The sequence below is a fragment of the Rhodococcus sp. WAY2 genome (assembly GCF_009859915.1).
Lineage (GTDB): Bacteria > Actinomycetota > Actinomycetes > Mycobacteriales > Mycobacteriaceae > Rhodococcus_F > Rhodococcus_F oxybenzonivorans.
Genome location: NZ_CP046572.1, coordinates 4,293,829 through 4,312,100, shown reverse-complemented (window position 1 = coordinate 4,312,100; position 18,272 = coordinate 4,293,829). Strand labels below are relative to the sequence as shown.

General features: G+C 64.8%; 18 protein-coding genes. 1 reads left to right on the top strand and 17 read right to left on the bottom strand.

The features are described from left to right. Positions 1 to 38 precede the first annotated feature (38 nt). The 10 genes from GFS60_RS19775 to GFS60_RS19730 all read right to left on the bottom strand — a co-directional run bounded on the left by GFS60_RS19775 (position 39) and on the right by GFS60_RS19730 (position 7,916). Positions 39 to 1,454: an aldehyde dehydrogenase family protein gene (locus GFS60_RS19775; RefSeq protein WP_159923857.1), complete on the bottom strand. Its 1,416-nt coding sequence runs from the start codon at positions 1,452 to 1,454 to the stop codon at positions 39 to 41. A 93-nt stretch (positions 1,455 to 1,547) separates the two neighbouring features. Continuing rightward, positions 1,548 to 2,210 carry a TetR/AcrR family transcriptional regulator gene (locus GFS60_RS19770; RefSeq protein WP_159923855.1) on the bottom strand — a complete coding sequence of 221 codons (663 nt, stop codon included), beginning with the start codon at positions 2,208 to 2,210 and terminating at the stop codon, positions 1,548 to 1,550. After that, positions 2,210 to 2,746, bottom strand: a complete 537-nt coding sequence (locus tag GFS60_RS19765) for a flavin reductase family protein (protein WP_159923853.1) — start codon at positions 2,744 to 2,746, stop codon at positions 2,210 to 2,212. The genes GFS60_RS19770 and GFS60_RS19765 overlap by 1 nt, the downstream gene beginning before the upstream one ends. A gap of 11 nt (positions 2,747 to 2,757) precedes the next feature. After that, positions 2,758 to 3,072, bottom strand: a complete 315-nt coding sequence (locus GFS60_RS19760) for a hypothetical protein (RefSeq protein WP_159923851.1) — start codon at positions 3,070 to 3,072, stop codon at positions 2,758 to 2,760. Further along, a complete protein-coding gene (locus GFS60_RS19755; RefSeq protein ID WP_236603208.1) occupies positions 3,056 to 3,583 on the bottom strand; it encodes a hypothetical protein in 528 nt (175 codons plus the stop codon). The genes GFS60_RS19760 and GFS60_RS19755 overlap by 17 nt, the downstream gene beginning before the upstream one ends. Then, on the bottom strand, positions 3,580 to 4,074 hold the full coding sequence (locus tag GFS60_RS19750; RefSeq protein WP_159923847.1) for a lipocalin-like domain-containing protein: 495 nt from the start codon (positions 4,072 to 4,074) through the stop codon (positions 3,580 to 3,582). Before GFS60_RS19750 ends, GFS60_RS19755 begins: the two co-directional genes overlap by 4 nt. Before the next feature lie 18 nt (positions 4,075 to 4,092). Then, positions 4,093 to 5,268, bottom strand: coding sequence for a thiolase C-terminal domain-containing protein (locus tag GFS60_RS19745; RefSeq protein WP_159923845.1), 1,176 nt, complete (start codon positions 5,266 to 5,268; stop codon positions 4,093 to 4,095). Further along, on the bottom strand, positions 5,265 to 5,747 hold the full coding sequence (locus GFS60_RS19740; RefSeq protein ID WP_159923843.1) for a Zn-ribbon domain-containing OB-fold protein: 483 nt from the start codon (positions 5,745 to 5,747) through the stop codon (positions 5,265 to 5,267). The genes GFS60_RS19745 and GFS60_RS19740 overlap by 4 nt, the downstream gene beginning before the upstream one ends. A 74-nt stretch (positions 5,748 to 5,821) precedes the next feature. Then, positions 5,822 to 6,643 (bottom strand): mycofactocin-coupled SDR family oxidoreductase, encoded by an 822-nt coding sequence (locus tag GFS60_RS19735; RefSeq protein WP_159923841.1) that lies wholly within the window; start codon positions 6,641 to 6,643, stop codon positions 5,822 to 5,824. A 49-nt stretch (positions 6,644 to 6,692) separates the two neighbouring features. Further along, positions 6,693 to 7,916: an LLM class flavin-dependent oxidoreductase gene (locus GFS60_RS19730; protein WP_159923839.1), complete on the bottom strand. Its 1,224-nt coding sequence runs from the start codon at positions 7,914 to 7,916 to the stop codon at positions 6,693 to 6,695. A 460-nt stretch (positions 7,917 to 8,376) separates the two neighbouring features. Between GFS60_RS19730 and GFS60_RS19725 the strand changes: the two genes are divergently transcribed. Beyond that, a complete protein-coding gene (locus GFS60_RS19725) occupies positions 8,377 to 9,615 on the top strand; it encodes a cytochrome P450 (RefSeq protein WP_159923837.1) in 1,239 nt (412 codons plus the stop codon). 82 nt (positions 9,616 to 9,697) lie between these two features. Here GFS60_RS19725 and GFS60_RS19720 read toward each other — a convergent pair whose 3' ends face one another. The 7 genes from GFS60_RS19720 to GFS60_RS19690 form a co-directional block, all read right to left on the bottom strand. After that, positions 9,698 to 12,127 (bottom strand): CaiB/BaiF CoA transferase family protein, encoded by a 2,430-nt coding sequence (locus tag GFS60_RS19720; protein WP_159923835.1) that lies wholly within the window; start codon positions 12,125 to 12,127, stop codon positions 9,698 to 9,700. Between the two features lie 39 nt (positions 12,128 to 12,166). Then, positions 12,167 to 13,639: an aldehyde dehydrogenase gene (locus GFS60_RS19715; protein ID WP_159923833.1), complete on the bottom strand. Its 1,473-nt coding sequence runs from the start codon at positions 13,637 to 13,639 to the stop codon at positions 12,167 to 12,169. Positions 13,640 to 13,663: 24 nt separating this feature from the next. Further along, positions 13,664 to 14,857: a thiolase C-terminal domain-containing protein gene (locus tag GFS60_RS19710; RefSeq protein ID WP_159923831.1), complete on the bottom strand. Its 1,194-nt coding sequence runs from the start codon at positions 14,855 to 14,857 to the stop codon at positions 13,664 to 13,666. Continuing rightward, complete coding sequence (locus tag GFS60_RS19705; RefSeq protein WP_159923828.1) at positions 14,854 to 15,306, bottom strand: Zn-ribbon domain-containing OB-fold protein; 453 nt, start codon at positions 15,304 to 15,306, stop codon at positions 14,854 to 14,856. The genes GFS60_RS19710 and GFS60_RS19705 overlap by 4 nt, the downstream gene beginning before the upstream one ends. Beyond that, on the bottom strand, positions 15,303 to 15,620 hold the full coding sequence (locus GFS60_RS19700) for a hypothetical protein (RefSeq protein WP_159923826.1): 318 nt from the start codon (positions 15,618 to 15,620) through the stop codon (positions 15,303 to 15,305). The genes GFS60_RS19705 and GFS60_RS19700 overlap by 4 nt, the downstream gene beginning before the upstream one ends. An 85-nt stretch (positions 15,621 to 15,705) precedes the next feature. After that, positions 15,706 to 17,205 carry an acetyl-CoA acetyltransferase gene (locus GFS60_RS19695; RefSeq protein WP_159923824.1) on the bottom strand — a complete coding sequence of 500 codons (1,500 nt, stop codon included), beginning with the start codon at positions 17,203 to 17,205 and terminating at the stop codon, positions 15,706 to 15,708. Then, complete coding sequence (locus GFS60_RS19690; protein WP_159923822.1) at positions 17,202 to 18,239, bottom strand: LLM class F420-dependent oxidoreductase; 1,038 nt, start codon at positions 18,237 to 18,239, stop codon at positions 17,202 to 17,204. Before GFS60_RS19690 ends, GFS60_RS19695 begins: the two co-directional genes overlap by 4 nt. Positions 18,240 to 18,272 lie beyond the last annotated feature (33 nt).

Below are 18,272 nucleotides of genomic sequence, written 5' to 3'. Positions count from 1 at the left end.
ACTCCTTCGGGGACCGCTGCGGGCCCACAAGACCGTCGCTAAAGCTGCAGACTCTTGATTTCGACAAACTCTTCGAGGCCGAATGCCCCGCCCTCACGCCCGTGGCCGGATTGCTTGAATCCGCCGAACGGTGCGGCGCCATTGAACTTTCCACCGTTGACCTCGATCTGCGTCGCACGCAGTCTGCGCGCCACCGACTTCGCGCGCTCGGGGTCGGCGGACCACACAGCGCCGGCAATACCGAAGATCGTTCCGTTCGCGATGTCGATCGCTTCCTCGGTCGTGTCGTACGCGATGATCGACAGCACCGGACCGAAAATTTCCTCCTGGGCGATCGTGCTGTCCGGGTCCACCTCGGAAAACACTGTGGGTTGGACGAAGAATCCGGTACGGGCAGGTGCGTCGACCGAGCCGGCGACGAGCTTCGCGCCCTCCTTGACGCCGGCACGAATGTAGCCGAGCACCCGCTCGCGCTGAGCTGCGGTCACCATGGGTCCAAGCTTCGTGTCGCCGCTCGTGGGATCGCCCGGGGCATATGCCGCCACTGCCTTGGCGGCGAGCTTTTCTGCCTCGGACAGGCGCGAGCGCGGTACGAGCATGCGAGTCTGCGCGTTGCAGGACTGCCCGCCGTTCATGTAGCAGGCACGCACGGTGTGCGGCACGGCCTTCGCGAACTCCTCGACATCGAGGTCATCGAGCAGTACCGCGGCGCTCTTGCCACCCAGCTCGACCGACACCCGCTTCACGGTCCCGGCGGCCAGTTCCAGCACTCGCTTACCGACCGAGTTCGATCCGGTGAAGCTGATCATGTCGATATCCGGGTGAACGGCGATGGTCTCACCCACAATCGGACCGTACCCGTGCACCATATTGAAAACTCCGGCCGGGATCCCGACCGCTTCGACCGCCTCTGCCAGAGCGTGGGCAGTGAACGGAGCTACCTCACTGGCCTTGACGACCACCGTGCACCCGGCCACGAGCGCAGCGCCGATCTTGGCGGTGATCTGGTGCAACGGGTAGTTCCAGGGCGTGATACATCCGATCACGCCGACCGGCTCACGCACGATAAGGGAGTTGCGGAGCGGTTCTTCCCACGGGAAGTCCTTCGCCGCGGTCACTGCCTCCCGCAGATCGACGATGCCCAGTCCGACCTGGGCCCACCGAGCGACCCTGCGTGGCGTGCCGACCTCGGCGACGACGGTGTCGGTGATGTCGTCCTGTCGCCGCTCCAGTTCGTCGGCCAGACGCGACACGAATTCGGCCCGCGTGTGCGGGGCTGTCTGCGACCATTTGCCCAAGGCCCGTCGTGCGGCAGCGACCGCCATATCGACATCTTCGGTGGCTCCGGCAGGGACGCTCCCGATGGGCTCTTCGGTGGTCGGGTTGACGACGTCGATTCGCTCCGTGCTCGTGGAGGCAATCCACTTGCCATCCACATATAGTTCCAGGCTCACGATGGTTCTCTCCGTAGAATTGAGTTGATGGAATTTACCGGCGCCTTGAATCGCACGCACACCGAAAAGCACTACGGTGCAGCGACTCCACACTCACGATCCGAGCAGATCTCGCAGGCTTTCGTCACTTACCGGCGTCGTGGCTAGACCCAGCACCCCGGCAAGGAATCCGCGGATAGTGACCACGAAAAGCTCGCGCGACGACCACTGGTTGGCCTCGAGCGCGCGGGCGAGGGTCGGGTGTCTACGCTCATCGACCTTCGGGAAGACCTCTGTGCTGCCGACCGGATCGCGCATCAGATCGCTCAGAGTGGTTGCGAGAGCGAGTTTCTCCAGACCGTCCAATATCACTACATGGAGTCGCGCCGGAACGCCCCCGTCCTCGAGGATTCGCGCACACCGTTCATACGTTCGGGTCAGGACATCCCGGGGAAGGAATTGCACCAACACGAGGGCGGCATTGGGATGACGGAGGATCGCGTCGCGGTAATTGAGGCTGAGTTCGACGAACCACTCCACCCAGTCCGTACCCGACGAATACTCGGGCACCGTCGCCCCGGTCATCAGTTCCTTCGCCACCTCGGTCATGAGCTCACGACGATCAGCGAAGTGGTGGTACAACGAGGAGGTACTTACGTTCAGCTGTTTGGCCACGCGCGGCAGACTGAACGCATCCATGCCTTCGGTGTCTATGATCTCGATGCTTGCCGCGATGGTCGCACTCCGGCTGATCAGAGGCTTTGCCGGTCTCCCCATCATGTCCCACTTTCGATCGACCCGAGACTCAGCTCCACGACCCCGCCGTATCGGCTCCGATGGAAAACCAGTGGCTCCGTCACCGGATCGGACCCGAAATCGAGCAAGCCGCCAACGGCGATGAGGTGATCTCCACCGTCGTGCTCTGCAGTGAGCGCCACCTCGAACCACGCAGCCACCCCCTCGAGAATCGGCGCGCCGCGCTCGGCCGGTCGCCACTGCACTCCGGCGAATTTGGGTCCGCCCGATTTCGCGAAGCGGTCGCTGAGATCGCGTTGACCCGAGGAAAGAACGTTGATACAGAATGTCTCGGCAGTACGGATCGCCGGCCAACTCGTCGAACGCCGACTCGGGCACAGTAAGACCTGAGGTGGATCCAGCGACAACGCCGAAAACGACTGGCAGGTGAACCCAGCCGGTTCGTCACCCACCATCGCCGTCACCACCGTCACGCCGGAACAGAAATGTCCCAGAACGTCGCGAAGCGCCCGCGTGTTCACTGCCGATTGTGTGCTGCTGCCCGATTGTGTCGACACGTGTGGTCCTCTCATACTCTCAGTGCGATGTGCACCCTGATCTCGCCTGCAGGACTGAGCCATCCACGCCGATCAGCGAACTCGATCATTGCTTCGAATCGCGCCAACCACGATGGGTCCAATGCCTGCTCCCCCGCAAGGGCGCGGATCGTGTCTGGTTTGACGAAGACCTGCTGTGCGCCGGATGGTCGGCCGAGGGGCGAGAGTCGGTCTGCCCAGATTCTGCACTTCGGGTCGGCCGGTTCGATATGGAGGGAGCCGAACTCGTCGGCGTCTTCGAGCCGGAACTGTGACTTACCGGAAGTCTCGTCAACCACGATCCGCATGGGTTCCTCCGCCGTTCATTGTGGTGTGGTGGAAGATAGGGCTGCGGGCATCGAGGATAGGCAGCACTTCATGCAGCAGTAATTGCACACATGCATCGCGTGTGTTCCTCTCCGTGACAGCAGGAACGACAGTGACACCGTCGGCAATGTCCGCCGCGCGGATGTCGAGGATCAGACTTGCCAGGCCGCTCGGCGTTCCGACGTAGACGACGGTGTCGCCTTCCGTCATGCCAGTTGTGGACGGGCGCCTCTGTCCTGTGCCGGCTTCGAACCGCGCGGTGCGAGCGTCCGGCGCGATATGGACGACGACGTCGAGCAGTACGTCGACCCGGCCACCGGATGTGTCGCCCGCGGCCCGAATGTAGGCGCACTTCTTCTGCGCCTCTCGAAGGTTCGGGGCTGTAATTCGCACTGTGCGGGGGTCATCCGGGCGCCGCACCACGATGGTGCTGTCGACCGGCGCGTCTGGCGTCGACAGGTCCACGGCCACGGTGAGCTGTACCCCGTTCACGACGTGGTCCGTCCCGTACGGGGTGCGGGTCGTCGCCACACCAGTGCCGGTGACAGGGTCGTGGTGCGGAACACCAATGGATCCGAGGACAGGGTCATTCGGTCACCGTCGAAGCGCACATGCCGCTTCTGGTTCTCACCGAGCCAGTTCGGGTACAGCGATACCGCCATCTCGTGCCATACGGCGGAGTGATCCTCGTCGACGTGGTAGGGCCCCGAATACGCAAGGTATCCCCCGGCAGCCTCGCTCCGTTCGCTGATCTCGCCACTGTGGACGTTGCGCGAGCGGTACAGGGTTCGGCCAGGGCGCATGACTTGCGCCGACATGAACCCGTCCGCCGAGTAGATGATCAATCCGCGGGCCTCGGGACCGAGAGGGTAGTCGACTTTCCCGCTGTCGGAGGTCGTCGAGTACTCGACCAGTTCCCAGGCCCCGACGATTCGTTCGGCGATCGAGACGCCTTCGGTGTCGGTGTCGGTATCGGTGCTCATGTCATGCTTCCTTTCAGCTCACAGCACATCGCGCGTGCAGAGAAGGACCGAGCTCGACAATGCGGCCATGGGCCCGCCGATGAAGAGCGAGACCTGCGCATCGGGAACCTGGTTGGTGGAGGTTCCACGCACCTGGCGCACGGCCTCGACTGCCAGACCCATTCCGTTGACGAACGAATCCGCGAGGTTTCCACCACTGGTATTCACCGGGAGCAGCCCGTGCGGGGCGGTCAGATTCTCGAAGGTCATGACCTTGCCGGCCTCGGCACCGGGTGGGCACAGACCGTGATCGATCAGTGCAGCCACACCCGAGCCGCTGAAGTTCTCGTATACCTGGACGACGTCGACCTGGTCGGGACCGAGGTCGGCGTCTGCCCACAAGGTTTCGGCAACTCCGGCGGCTCCGGAGAATCCGGCCGAGGTGTAGTCGAGATCGTTCTCGCTGTCGACAGCGTATCCGCCGACCGCACCCTGACTGCCGGCCAGCACGTAGGCTGGACTGGGTGAAAGTTTCTCGGCGCGATCGGCGGCGACCAGGACGAGCGCCACAGCCCCGTCGTTCTCCCGTGAGCAGTCGTACAGCCGGTAGGGCTCGACGATCATCCGCGATGCTTCGTATTCGGCTTCGGCGAGCGGGCGGCCGTACGCGGCGGCGTACGGGTTGCGCTGCGCGTGGAAGTAGTCGGCGAGAACCAGGGATCTCATCGCAGATTCCGGAACACCGTCGTGTTCGAGCATCCGTCGGGTGCGCAGCGCGCAGGCTTGCGCCGGCGATCCGACCCCGTGCGGGAGCATATGGCCGTCGAAGTGATGCTTGGCGTATCCGAGTCGGCCGGAATCCTGCTGTGCCATGGCGCGATACACCACGACGCACCGCGCTTGTCCTGCAGCGATGGCGACTGCCGCGTTGGTGATCGCCGCGGCAGCACCACCTCCGCCACCACCCCAGATCATGGTGGACCATCGGATCCGGGGTGACATGAGCGACGCACCCACGACCGTCCCGTCGTTGTCGCCGCCCCCGTACGAGACGAATCCGTCGATGTCGCGTGGTGACACACCGGCGTCAGCCGCAGCCTCGACGATGGCTCGCAAAGTCATCCGGAGTTCGCTGTCCGGCGATTCTCCTCGCTTGTAATGGAATTCACTGGCACCCACAACGGCTGCGGCACCACGGAGAAAGGTATCGGTCATCGCCCGGTTCCCCGTTCGGTCTCGGTGGTAGTGCTCGCCAGGCGCCAACGAAGCACCGGCCATGGTGCATCGGCGGGCTGCTGGATGATCCCCGCAACCCCATCACCGATGGCAATGTCACCGTCACCATTCTCGGCGAGCAGACCGAGTACTCGTCGTCCCCCGGCATGCGGTAGTTCGACCAGAACCGTGACGAACGGCAACTCGTCGGCCAGCTCCGGGATGAAGGGGTGCCACGTCCGCGACCACGAGAAGATTCGTCCGACCGGTTCCACTGCAGTCCATTTCGGGTCGAACGCCTGACACCGGCCGCACATCCACCGCGGTCCCCAGATCCACAGGTCGCACTCGCCGCACCTTTGCAGCCTCAGCTCACCCGCCCGCAGGCCCTCCCAGTACGGCATGTCGAGGCCGTCTGCGTACGGACCGGCCAGAGCCGTTGCCGGAAACTCGCGTGCTGTACCGGCACCGGGCGTCATCGGATCGCTCCACTCTCGTGAATCGGCATTTCGCTTCCTTCTGCTGCAGGCGGGCGTCGTGGGGAACCCGACGATCAGTGCTTGGTCAGGTATCCCGCATCGATCGGCAGGTCGATTCCGGTCACGTACTTCGCGGCGTCGGAAACGAGCCACAACACGGCGTCGGAGATGTCCTGCGGTTCGAGCATCATCACGTCCAGCAGATTCGTGCGGTCGTTGTGCTTCCACTTCCGCACCACGTGCGGCAGCACTTTCGACAGGCCGGCCGCCATAGGCGAATTGACTCCTGTCGGGTTCACCGTGTTGACACGGATGTTGTGGTCGGCGAGCTCGAATGCGAGGGTGTCCTTCAGCCCCTGCAGGCCATGCTTCGCGGCGCCGTAGTGCCCCCACGACGGGGAAGCACCCAGCCCGTCGACCGACGAGGTGATCACGATCGATCCGCCGCGGCCACCCTCGATCATCACGGGGACGACAGCCTTGCACGCCTTCCACGCGCCGGTGAGGTTGACGTCGAGCATCGTCTGCCACGCGTCGTCTTCGATCTCGATCGTCGACTCTGCGTGATCGTGGATGCCAGCGTTTGCCAGCAGGATGTCGATACGTCCGAACTGAGAGACGGCCAGATCCGCGACAGCCCTCATATCTGCACTGCTCCGGACATCCGCCTGCATGCCGGCAATCTCGCCACCGGCTTCCTTGACCAGCTGGATCGTCTCCTCGAGATCATCCCGTGTCGCGAGTGCGTACTGCACCTCGCCGATCGGTGCCGCGATGTCGCAGACCACGATCTTTGCCCCCGCAGCGGCAAGAGTGAGCGCATGTGAGCGGCCCTGTCCTCGTGCGCCGCCGGTGATGACTGCAACTTTTCCGTCGAGTCCGTCGAGAGAGGTCATCGATTCTCCTGATTCGAAGTGGGTAGTGATGTAGGAATTGCCGGACGTACTACCCTGCGCTCTTCGCGCGTTCGTAGTCTTGTGTCGCCTGGCTGATGCCGGTCGCGAAGCGCTCGCTGAAGCCTTCCTTGCGTGCCTGCGTCCAGTGGTAGGAGTTCAGCAGCGGTTCGCAGGTGCCCGTGAATCGGGGCATGACGTCGCGCATGAGGATGCGGTACATGCGCGAGGTTGCCTCGATGTCTGCCCAGTCGTGTGCTGTCGCGAGGAAGGTGCCGAATCCACCAGTGCGGTCGATGATCTTCTGGATGTAGTCGATGGCATCGTTCGCATCGCCGATGCAGCCGTATCCGGACTCGTTGACACGCCGGACCAGTTCCTCGTGCGCGACTTCCTCGCCCGGTTCGATCATCTTCATCGGGGTGACGACGTGGCGGTAGTCCATGAAGTCGCGCAGCCCGTACCGCGTATCTTCGACGGCCTGCTCGAAAGTGTCGGCGATATGGATGTTGCCGACGATCGCCCAATCGTTCCGATCGACGCTCTGCCCGTACACATTCGCCTCATGGGTGGTGATATCCCAGGTCTGGGCGAGCAACTCGACCGACTTGGCGCTCGTACCACCGATAGACAGCAGACCGAGCCCGTACTTGCCGGCCAGCTTCGGGCCGGACGGCGACATCGCGGCCGCCACAGTAATCGGTACCCCCGGATAAGAATAGGGGCCGAGTTGGACTCGCGCGTCCTCGAGAGAGAACCATTCCGTCTTCCGGTCGACGGGTCCCGACGTATTGAGCAATTCCAGGATGGCGTCGAGCGATTCTTCCATCCGCGGTCGCAACAGGTTGTAGTCCATGCCCATCATCTGCGAATCGGCCACGAGCGCGCCCGGCCCGACTCCGATACGTATGCGGCCACGGGTCATGTGGTCCAGAAAGGTGATGCGATCGGCCACCATCAACGGATGGTGGTAAGGAAGGGATATGACGCCACTGCACAGCTCGATGCGCGACGTACGCTGCGCGGCTGCCGAAATCATCAACTCGGGCGAGGGCCCGACCTCGTACCCACCACTGTGATGCTCCCCGAACCACACCTGATGGAATCCGAGCCGATCGAGGTCCTCGACATGGCGGAGGTCCTGTTCGATCGCCATCGTGGGGTTCCGCCGCGGATTGTGATACGGCGGAAGGAACACTCCGCAGCGCAGGGGTGCCTTCCTCGAGGCCGGCGCAATGTTCACGGCCGACCCGTTATTCCCAGTTTTCGGTTCCATGTCAGATCTCCTGTCGGTCGTGGCGTGATGCGCCGCAGAATGGTGATGATGGCGCGAGCCGTCCGGCTACGAGGCACGAAAGCAATCGGCTCGGACCACCACACTTGTTGTTACACAGACGATCTGCTCGCACTTACAAGCTCACAAGGTGCACAGAGGGCCGCGTTGGTACGCGACTCGCCAGCAGCACCATAGTGCCGTGCGTCACATCGCTCAATCTAAACCCTATCGGTTAAGCGGTCAAGCGGAACCTGCTACGCGGCAGCGATTCCCTACCAAATTGGATCTGGCGCCCATTCACCCTTGACCGGTGGGAAAGAGCTGATCTACCTTCAACTCAGGGCAATCGCCCTTCTCACGTCGGCCTTCGCGCTCGCCACAGCGCGAACTCGCCTGACGCCCGGAAGATCACCTCCCCGCCGAGGTGATCCCGGGACCACTCCCTCGCGAAGGATCGCCAATGACGACGACACAGCTCGATATCCCCGAACATCTGATCACCGACTTCGATGTGTACGACCCGTCCCTGGCCGTGCCCGCCGACGTGTTCCAGGAGCGCGTCGCCGCGCTGCGCAAGCAAGGGCCGGTCCTCTACTCCCCGCATCACGGGGGGCATTGGGTGGTCACGCGGTACAAAGAAGCGCTTCAAGTACTCCAGGATCCGGAGACATTCTCGAGCTTTCCGAACAATCTGCTCAATGCCGCGCAGGGCAAGTTCCTTCCGCTCGAGCTCGATCCGCCCGAACACAGCTACTACCGGCAGGCATTGCAGCCGCTGTTCAGTCCCAAGCAGATGAAGGCGCTCGAGCCGGAGATCCGGAAAATCATCACCGAGTTGATCGACCAATTCGCCGACAAGGGCGAATGCGAGTTCATCTCGGAGTTCGCACACGAGCTGCCGACTCGGATTTTCCTTGCGCTCATGGGATGGCCGCTGAGTGACGCGCCACAATTCACGGAGTGGACCGACATCACCCTTCAGGGGATCCCCGGGGCGAGCGAGGCGGAATCGGCCGAGGCGCGCGCGAAGGCCGCCGGAGAGATTTACGAGTACTTCGGGAAGGTCGTCGCACGAGTTCGATCCGGTGACGACAGTTCCGAGAGCCTTACCGCGCAGATCATCAACACCCCGCTCGACGTCGACGGAACACCTCGGCCACTCACCGACGAGGAACTGAGCCGGATGTTCTTCCTGCTGCTCGTCGCGGGACTGCACACCGTCCAGGGTGCTCTCGCCTGGGGACTGATCCACCTGTCGCACAACCCCGAGCAGCGCGAGGCGATCATCGACGACCCGACGCTGATTCCGTCGGCTGTGGAGGAGATCCTGCGGATCGAGACCGCCACGAGCAGCGGGCGTCGCGCGACCCGGGATGCCGAGATCGGTGGTGTCTCCATCAAGGCCGGCGATCAACTGTTGGTCGTCATGACGTCCGCCAACCGCGACGACGACGAGTTCGACAGCCCTGAGGAGTTACAGATCGAACGGCACCCCAACCGGCACATCGGCTTCGGCGCCGGTCCGCATCGCTGCCTCGGCTCCCATCTCGCGCGGCTCGAGCTGCGACTTGCGATGGAGGAGATCCACAGGAGAATTCCCGACTACGCGCTGGTTCCGGGCAACCCCGCGGTCTTCCATTCGTCCCAGGTCCGCGGATGCGAGAAGCTACCGATCACGTTCACGCCGTCGACGCACTGATCTCCGTCAACCCGGTCGCGGGAACGCAGTCCGAACAGTAGAAGGTCCCCGGAGAAAATATCCGGGGACCTTCTCTGCTGTGTCACACCGTGGAGGAGACCGGTGACAGCGCCGGATCATCCGCGGGCGGTTGCAGCACACCGTCGTGCACGAGCGAATCGATCTCGACTGTGCTCAGACCGAGCACTTCCTCGCAGATTTCCCATGTCTGCGCACCTGCCACGGGTGCCTGTCGCAGCGGCCAGTCCGGCAAGGCCGCGAAGTGCGCCACCTGCTTGGCCGTCGGAAGCGGCGCCGGAAGCAGCTCGTGTTCGAGCTCGGTGTAGGCACCGCGCGCGGTCAGGTGCGGATTGGTCAACAGGTCCGGGAGCCGGATCATCGCGCCGGTCGGTATCCCGGCGGCCTGCAACGTATCCATCGCTTCGGTCGGCGTGCGCAGCAGCAGCCACTGTGCCAGCACCTCGTCGGCCTCGGCCCGGTGCGCAATTCTGAGCTCGGCGGTGGCGAAACGCGGATCGTCGACGAGGTCGGGGCGTCGGAGCACCCCGCACAGCGCGACCCAGTCGGCGTCGTCGCGGACGGTGACAACACACCACTCGTCGTCGCCCGCACACGCGTACACCCCGGAGGGCGCCGAGTACGGATCGGAATTGCCCGGGGCGCTGATCGAGCCCGGTGCGAGGTGTTCGGCGACGAGTTGGTTGCCGAGTTGGACGATCGCGGTGTCGGCTTGGGCGACTTCGATGGTGGCACCGCGTCCAGTCTGCAGCCGGTGAATCAACGTGGCGAGGATGGTGGTGGCGGTGACCTGTCCGGCGATATGGTCGGGGTAGACCGTCGAGCCGTCACACAATCCGTCGGAAGTATCGGAGTATCGCCAGAGCGCCGAGACGCCGCAGGCTGCCCGAACCAACGGACCGTAGCCCAGTCGCTTGTTCCACGGGCCGACACCGCCGAAGGCGCTGCTCTCCGACACGATGATGCGCGGATTGATCGCGGCGAGCTCGTCGTACGACAGACCCATCGACGCAAGGGTGCCGGGCTTGAAATTGGCGAGCACGATGTCCGCTTCCCCAGCCAGCCGCTTGAAGATGCGGATACCCTCGGGGCTGCGCAGGTTGAGCCCGAGGCTGCGGCGATTGCGATGGCCCCAGGCGACGGATGCCGCCAGCGCAGCGCCGCGCTTGGATTGGCGCAGCCCGTCGGGGAACTGAGAGTTCTCGATCTTGATGACGTCGGCACCGTTGTCCGCGAACTGGCGCCCGAGCTCCGCACCGAACACCACGACACCCATATCGAGGACCCGAAGTCCCTCGAACGGTCGTGCACCCGGCTCGCGCTGCGATGCGGGAATCGGAACGGGGGTGTCGGCCCCGGCCGAGCGGAGAACCAGATCGTTGTGTTCCCCGAGCTGCGGTGCACGGGAGCGCAAGCCGGCGCGTTCGCCGTTGATCTTCGCGTATCCGGACGGGACCCGAGCAGTGAGGCCGGAAGCGATTTCGGCGTCGACGAATGTACCGGACGCAGCGAAGTGCTCGGTGGTCAATACCTCGGCCACGGTGTTGAGGCCGCCGATCGGAATTCCGCGCGCAGCACCTTCCGCGACGAGGTCGTCGCGGGTGTACGTGCTGAACAGCTGCTCGATGAGCGGATTGAGCCGCACGGATGCGGCGAATCGGGCGGGAATGGTGTCGTATTTCGGATCCGCGAATTCTTCCGGCCGACCCAACCATTCGTACATCGCTTGCCACTGACGCTTCGCGAGCAGGCAGATTCGCACCTGCCCGTCGCCGCACCGATACACCGGGTAGAAGTTTGCCGCATCAGGTCGGCCCCGCGGGAAGTCCTCGGATCGACCCGCGGCAGCGGAGCCCTGCACACCGAAACCGGGATCGAAACCGTGCACGATGACCTCGAACGCGGAGATGTCGACCAGCTGCCCGTGGCCGGTATGCAACCGGTCGTAATAGGCGAGCAGTGCGGACCACGCCGTATGCACACCCACCGATTCGTCGATCAGCCCGTTCGGCGGCAGCAGCGGGGCCTCCCCCGGCTCACCGGAGCGCGAGAGCACACCGCTCAGTGCATAAAGGACCTGCTCGGTCGCCGCCCAGTCGCGATACGGACCGTTCTGACCGAAACCGGTGATCGACACGGCCACGAGCGCGGGATTGACGCGGCACAGGTCTGCAGCTCCCACCCCACGGGTGGCCAGAAAGCCCGGCGGGAACGACTCCAGGAGAATGTCCGAGCGCTGTGCCAGCAAGCGCAGCCGTTCCCGGTCGTCGTCCGTGTCGAGGTCGAGCACGATGCCGCGCTTGTTGGCGTTGCGCAGCGCGAACGGGATGCTCACACCGTCCCGTATCGGCTGGGCCGTGCGCGAGGCCGATCCTCCCGGAAGTTCGACGCGGACGACCTCGGCGCCGAGGTCGGCGAGAAACCGCCCCGCCGTGTCCCCGAATCCGTCCGTCAGCTCCAATACCCGGACACCCTGCAGAGGTAGTGCCATCATGCGCTCCAAAGTGGTTGCTCGTCGCGGAATACGCTGTCGTCAGCGAGTTCCGAAGTACACCGACTTCGAGGTGAAGTACGGTGCCAGTCCCTCCGGGCCGAGCTCGCGGCCCAGCCCGGACGACTTGACGCCACCGAACGGCGCGTCGAGGTCGAGGGCGTAGTAGTTCACTCCCACCGTGCCGCTGTGGATTCGAGCCGCCAGATCGAGACCGTGCTGCTCGTCCGTGGTCCAGACCGTGCCACCGAGGCCGTATTCGGAGTCGTTGGCGATGGCGACGGCCGCGTCTTCACCGTCGTACGCGCTGATGGTCAGCACCGGGCCGAAGATCTCTTCCTGCGCGATGCGGGCGGAATTGTCGACGCCGGCAAACACGGTCGGCTCGACGAACCACCCCTGCGGCTGCGCGGCGGGTGTGCCGCCGCCGGTGGTGATGCGATAGCCGGCGGCACGGCCGGCCTCGATGTAGCCGAGCACGCGGTCACGCTGCGCGGCCGAGACGAGCGGACCGATCTCGGTGGCCTTGTCGAGCGGATCGCCGACGGTCAGTGCCCGCACGGTCTCGGTAACGGCGTCGACGACCTCGTCATACCGCGAGCGGGGGGCGAGGATCCGGGTGCTCGCGTGGCAGGTCTGACCGTTGTTCACCAGCGACACTTCGAGCAAATTCTTGACGAACACGTCGAGATCGGCGCGCTCGGTGACGATCGCCGCGGACTTGCCGCCGAGCTCGAGGGTGACCGGACGCAGCAACCGGCCACACACTTCACCGATGGCGCGACCTGCCGCGGTGGATCCGGTGAACGCCACCTTGTCGACTCCCGGATGGGAAACCAGATAGGCGCCGGCATCGCGGCCGGCCGGCACAACGTTGACCACGCCGTCGGGTAGACCGGCCTCGACCGCGGCCTCGGCGAACACGAACGCGTCGAGCGCCGTCTCGGGGGCGGGCTTGAGCACCACCGTGCACCCCGCCGCCAGTGCGGGAGCCAGCTTCATCGCCGCAAGCGGTTGCGGGTAGTTCCACGGCGTGATGGCCGCGACCACACCCACCGGCTCGCGACGCACGACGGTGCGGCCACCGAAGGCGCTCGGCCGCACATCCTCGTTGGCCGCATCGCGAATCAGAGCTGCGTAGTACGAGATCATGGCTGCCGGGCCGAAACCGTTGACACCGCCCGAAAGGGCGATCGGCATACCGTTCTCCCGGCTCACCAGCCGGGAGGTGTCCCGCCCGCGTGACTTGAGGGCGGCAGCGAACTTGTCGAGCAGATCGGCCCGCTCGACGTTGGTCAGCGCACTCCACTGACCACTCAGTGCGGTGCGCGCGGCCGCGACGGCCGCATCGATGTCGGCTTCGGACGCCATCGCGGAGGTGCCCAGTACCTTCTCGGTGGCTGCCTCGATGACATCGACGGTGCCTCCGGACTTCGGTGCCACCCATCGGCCACCGATGAACAGCTCATTCCTGTCCGTGGCGTTGTCACCGCGTGTCGTGTCACGGTCGTTCATGTCATGCCTTTCGGAAAGGGGCGGTCACAGGGTCTCTTCGTGGCCGAACAGCACCGAACTCACCAGCGGTGCCATCGGGCCGCCGATGAACAGCGACGTCTTCGCGCCGTCCACCGGGTTGGTCGAGGTGCCGCGAATCTGCCTGACCGCCTCGACCGCCAGGTTCAGGCCGTTGATGAACGAATCGGCGAGGTTGCCGCCGCTGGTGTTGACGGGCAGCTTGCCGTTCGGCGCGGTGAGGTTCTCGATGGTCATGAATGTGCCGGCAGCCTCGCCCGGCGGGCACAGACCGTGATCGATCAGCGCCGCCACGGCGGGGCCACTGAAGTTTTCGTACACCTGGACCACGTCCACGTCGTCCGGCCCGAGACCGGCTGCGGACCACAGCTTTTCGGCGACGCCGGGCTTGCCGTTGTTGGCCGGGCCGAATCCGGCGCTCATGTACTGCTCGCCGAGATCGTTGTCGATCAATTCCGAGTATCCGCCCGGTGCACCTTGCGCGCCCGCGAGGAGATACGCCGGGTCCGGTCGCAGGGTCTTGGCTCGCTCGGCCGAGACGAGCACCAGCGCGACCGCGCCATCGCTTTCCCGGGAGCAGTCGAACAGGTGGAAGGGCTCGGCGATCAACCGTGAGTTTTCGTAGGCCTCCTCGTCGAGGGGTCGTCCGTAGCCCTGCGCGGTGGGGTTCTTCTGCGCGTGCTGATACGACGCGAGGACGAGAGAACGCATCGCCGTGCGCGGCACTCCGCCGTGCTCGAGCATCCGTTGGGTGCGCATCGCGCAAATCTGTGCGGGCGAGCCGATGCCGTGGGCGAGAAAGTGACTGCCGTAGTGGTACTTCGCGTATCCGAGCCGGCCCGTATCCGCCTGCGACATCGCGCGATACACGACGACACAGTCTGCCTGGCCGGTGGCGATCGCGGTGGCCGCATTCGTGATGGCAGCTGCGACGCTGCCGCCGCCACCGCCCCACATCATGTTCGACCAACGCAGTTCGTCGATCAGCAATGCGCCGCCGATGATGGCACCGTCGTTGACGCCACCCGCGTAGGAGACGAAACCGTCGATCTCGCGAGGGCTGATACCCGCGTCGGCACACGCTCGAAGAATGACCTCGAGGGTCATGCGCTTCTCGCTGTGCGGGGCTTCGCCGCGCTTGTAATGCTGTTCGGCGACGCCGACGACTGCAGCCGCGCCGCGCATGATGTTGGCGCTCATCCTTTTTCTCCTTCTGCGGTCGCGGCGCGACGCCAGCGCAGCAACGGCCAGGGGGCGCCCTCGGAGTGTTCGAAGACTCCGACGACCCGGTCGCCGATCTCGGGATTCGTTTCGATGTCGTCGGCGAGTATGCCCAGCACCCGTCGGCCGTCGGCGTGTGGCAGTTCCACCAGCACCGTCACGTACGGCAGCCGGTCGGCGTATTCGTCCATGTAGGGGTACCAGCTGCGGTTCCAGCTGTAGACGGTGCCGGACGGTTCGACGGTTTCCCATCCGAGGTCGAAGCTGTGGCAGTGACCGCAGATGGCCTGCGGACCCCAGATCCAGGTGCTGCATTCGTTGCAGCGCTGAAGGCGCAGCTCATCGACGCGCAGGCCGTCCCAGTACGGTCGATCGAGTCCGTCGGGTGTGGGGCCCCACGGTTCCGCGACGGGCTCTGTTGCGGTCATGCGTGTGCCTCCGTTCCGGTGGGGAAGTTCTCGAGTGCCGCGGCGAGCCAGCGTCCGTCGTGCCGTTCCCAGATCGAGCGCAGCCCGATCGACCGGTCACCCATGTCATAGACGGTTTCGCCGACCATTCGGTCGCCCTCGGCGCGCACATCCTTGATCTCGAAGCCTTGCGCGGCCTCCCGGGGGGTGTCGACTCCGTCGAAGACCTGCGGAATGTTCTCTCGCACCATGTCGGCGAGAGCGGCCTTCACGTTTCCGGCGACAACGTGGCCGACATGCTGTTCGTACAGTGCGCGAAAGTCTTCGACAGACATCTGGAAACTCCTCGATTTCGTGACACGTGCATGCCGTGTCCGTCAGTGCATTAACCTTATGGCATTAGGTAAAAGGGCGTCAAGATTATGCGAAGCGGAAGTGCCCCTCTTCGGAGATCGAAACCTGCTGACCGGCAATATCGACCTCGGCGAGGGTGACGAGATCCTCGGCGTCCGTGCTGACCGCAAGGGTCCGCTCCCCCGTCGCGGTGCGGGCCGCGAGGAAACCGCGCTCCGGGGAGCCGTCGCGGCCGTACACCACAGTCCACGATTCCGCCGACGCCCTGCCCGTGTAGGACAACAGCGCTCTCGTCGTGCGCTGCGCATCGACCTCGGCCTGCACGTCCAGACGCTTGAACCCGCCGACGGGAGGTTCGGTCCGGTACACGCCCATGGCGTGCTTGGTGAGGTAACCACTGTTGGCGGTCACCAAACCGTACGATCCCGGAGATTCGCGCAACCGCGTCGCCATCGTCGCAATCGAGTGGCTGACATAGTTGTTCCACGGCCCACCGCCGAACGTCAGGCCACCGGTCACCGTCAGCGGCCGGCCGGGATCATCGAGCGCGAGCCCCAGCTCCTTCGCCGCGACCTGCACCGCCGACGGGAAACACGAGTACACGTCGACGTATGCAACCTCGTCCAGTCCGATACCGGCGAGATCGAGGGCCCGCGCCCCGGCGATGCGTATTGCCGGGGAGCCGTCGAGCGCCTCGCGTTCGGCGATCGCGTACGTATCGTGTGATTCGGTGCCGGACTGCGGAAACACCCACTTCTCCTGCGGGATACCAAGTCGGGTCGCGGTCTCGACCGAGCACATCAGCAGCACCGCGCTCTGATCAACCATGTTGTTCGAATTGAGCAGCTTGGTATAGGGCGTGGAGATCATCCGGTTGTCGGGCGACGGCGTCGAGATCTCCGCAGCGGTGTATTCACGCTGCACCCACGCGTTCGGATTCGTCGCCGCGACCTTGCTGAACCGCGACCACAACCCGCCGACGACCTCCCGATGCTCCTCGAGTGAACGTCCCGCCGATACCCGCAGCGCCTGTTCGAACAGCGGATAGACATACGAGGGCCGATCCAGACCGATGCGGCGTTCACTCTCTGCCGCCATCGGCACGTCCGTGACCAGGATGTCAGCGGCGGGTACCGACTCGTCCTGCACCGTCCAGTCGGGGCGCAGCTTCTGTGCCCGCAACTTGGTGCGGGTCCGCCACGATTCGGCGCCGCCGATGAGCACGACATCGGATCGCCCGGCGGCGATGTCCTCGGCAGCCTCGTTGACGAGCACCTGCGGCGTGCTTCCGCCGTTACCGGAGTAACCGGTGTGTCGCACGGTCGCGCCGATCCGCGCACCCACGAGCGCGCCCGGATCCCGGTAACGCCAGGACAGCAGCCCGACCACCCGGACCGAATCGACGAGTTCGAGCAGGCGCGTCGATCCCGCGTCGGCAGCTGCTGCCCGCGCCGCGCGCACCATCAGATCGACGGGCTCCACGCCGCCCTGGCGTTCGCTGGTCTGGCCGGTACCGACCAGGACCGGGGTTCTCGGGTCCAGGGTCGTTCTCGACTGCAGGGTCACGACTGCACCGCCGCGAGGATGCGCTCACGGTTCTCCGGCTTGGGCCACCCACCGAGAATGAGAGTGGTCAGACACGTGTTCTTCCACTTGTTTTCGATCTCTTCGATGATCTTGTCCGCGGGACCGATCAACGCGACATCTTCGACCATCGCGGTGGGAACGGCCTGGGCCGCAAGGTCGGGCCGACCGCCCAGGTACAGCTCCTGGATTTCGGCGCAGACCTCGCCCCAACCCATGCGCGCGAACACGTCGTTGTGGAAATTGGCGCCCTTGGCGCCCATGCCGCCGGCATACAACGCGACCGTCGGCTTGAGCCGGGAGGCGGCCTTTTCCACGTCGTCGTTCTCGACGAGCCAGCACACGTTCGCGATCTCGAAGTCCTCGGCGGTGCGGCGTGCTCCGTCCCGTGCGAAGCCTTCGGCCAGTGCCTTGCGGTAGAACTCGTCGCTCTTGGGCGAGAACCACAGCGGCGTCCAGCCATCAGCGATTTCGGCGGCCAACGCCACGTTCTTCGGGCCCTCGGCGCCCATGTAGACCGGGATATCGCCCCGCAGGGGATGAACGATCGACTTCAGTGGCTTACCCAAGCCGGAACCGCCCTCGACGGGAAGCTGGTAATGCCGCCCGGAGTAGGTCACCGGCTTCTCGCGCGCCCACACCTGCCGCATGATCTCGATGTACTCGCGGGTGCGTTCGAGGGGCCGCGGGTAGGGCTGCCCGTACCAGCCCTCGACGACCTGCGGTCCGGATGCACCGATGCCGATGATCACGCGGCCACCGCTGAGATGATCGAGAGTCAGCGCGGCCATTGCCAGCGCCGTCGGAGTGCGCGCCGACATCTGGCACACCGAAGTACCGAGCTTGATCGTCGAGGTCTGCGCTCCCCACCACGCGAGCGGTGTCAGTGCGTCGGAGCCGTAGGTCTCGGCGGTCCAGAAACTGTCGACGCCGAGGGCCTCGGCCTCGGCGAGCATTCTTTCGACATTGCGGGGCGGGCCCGATCCCCAATACCCTGCGGCGATTCCCACTCTCATACTTTTACTCACTGCTTCTCTGTGTGCCGTCGA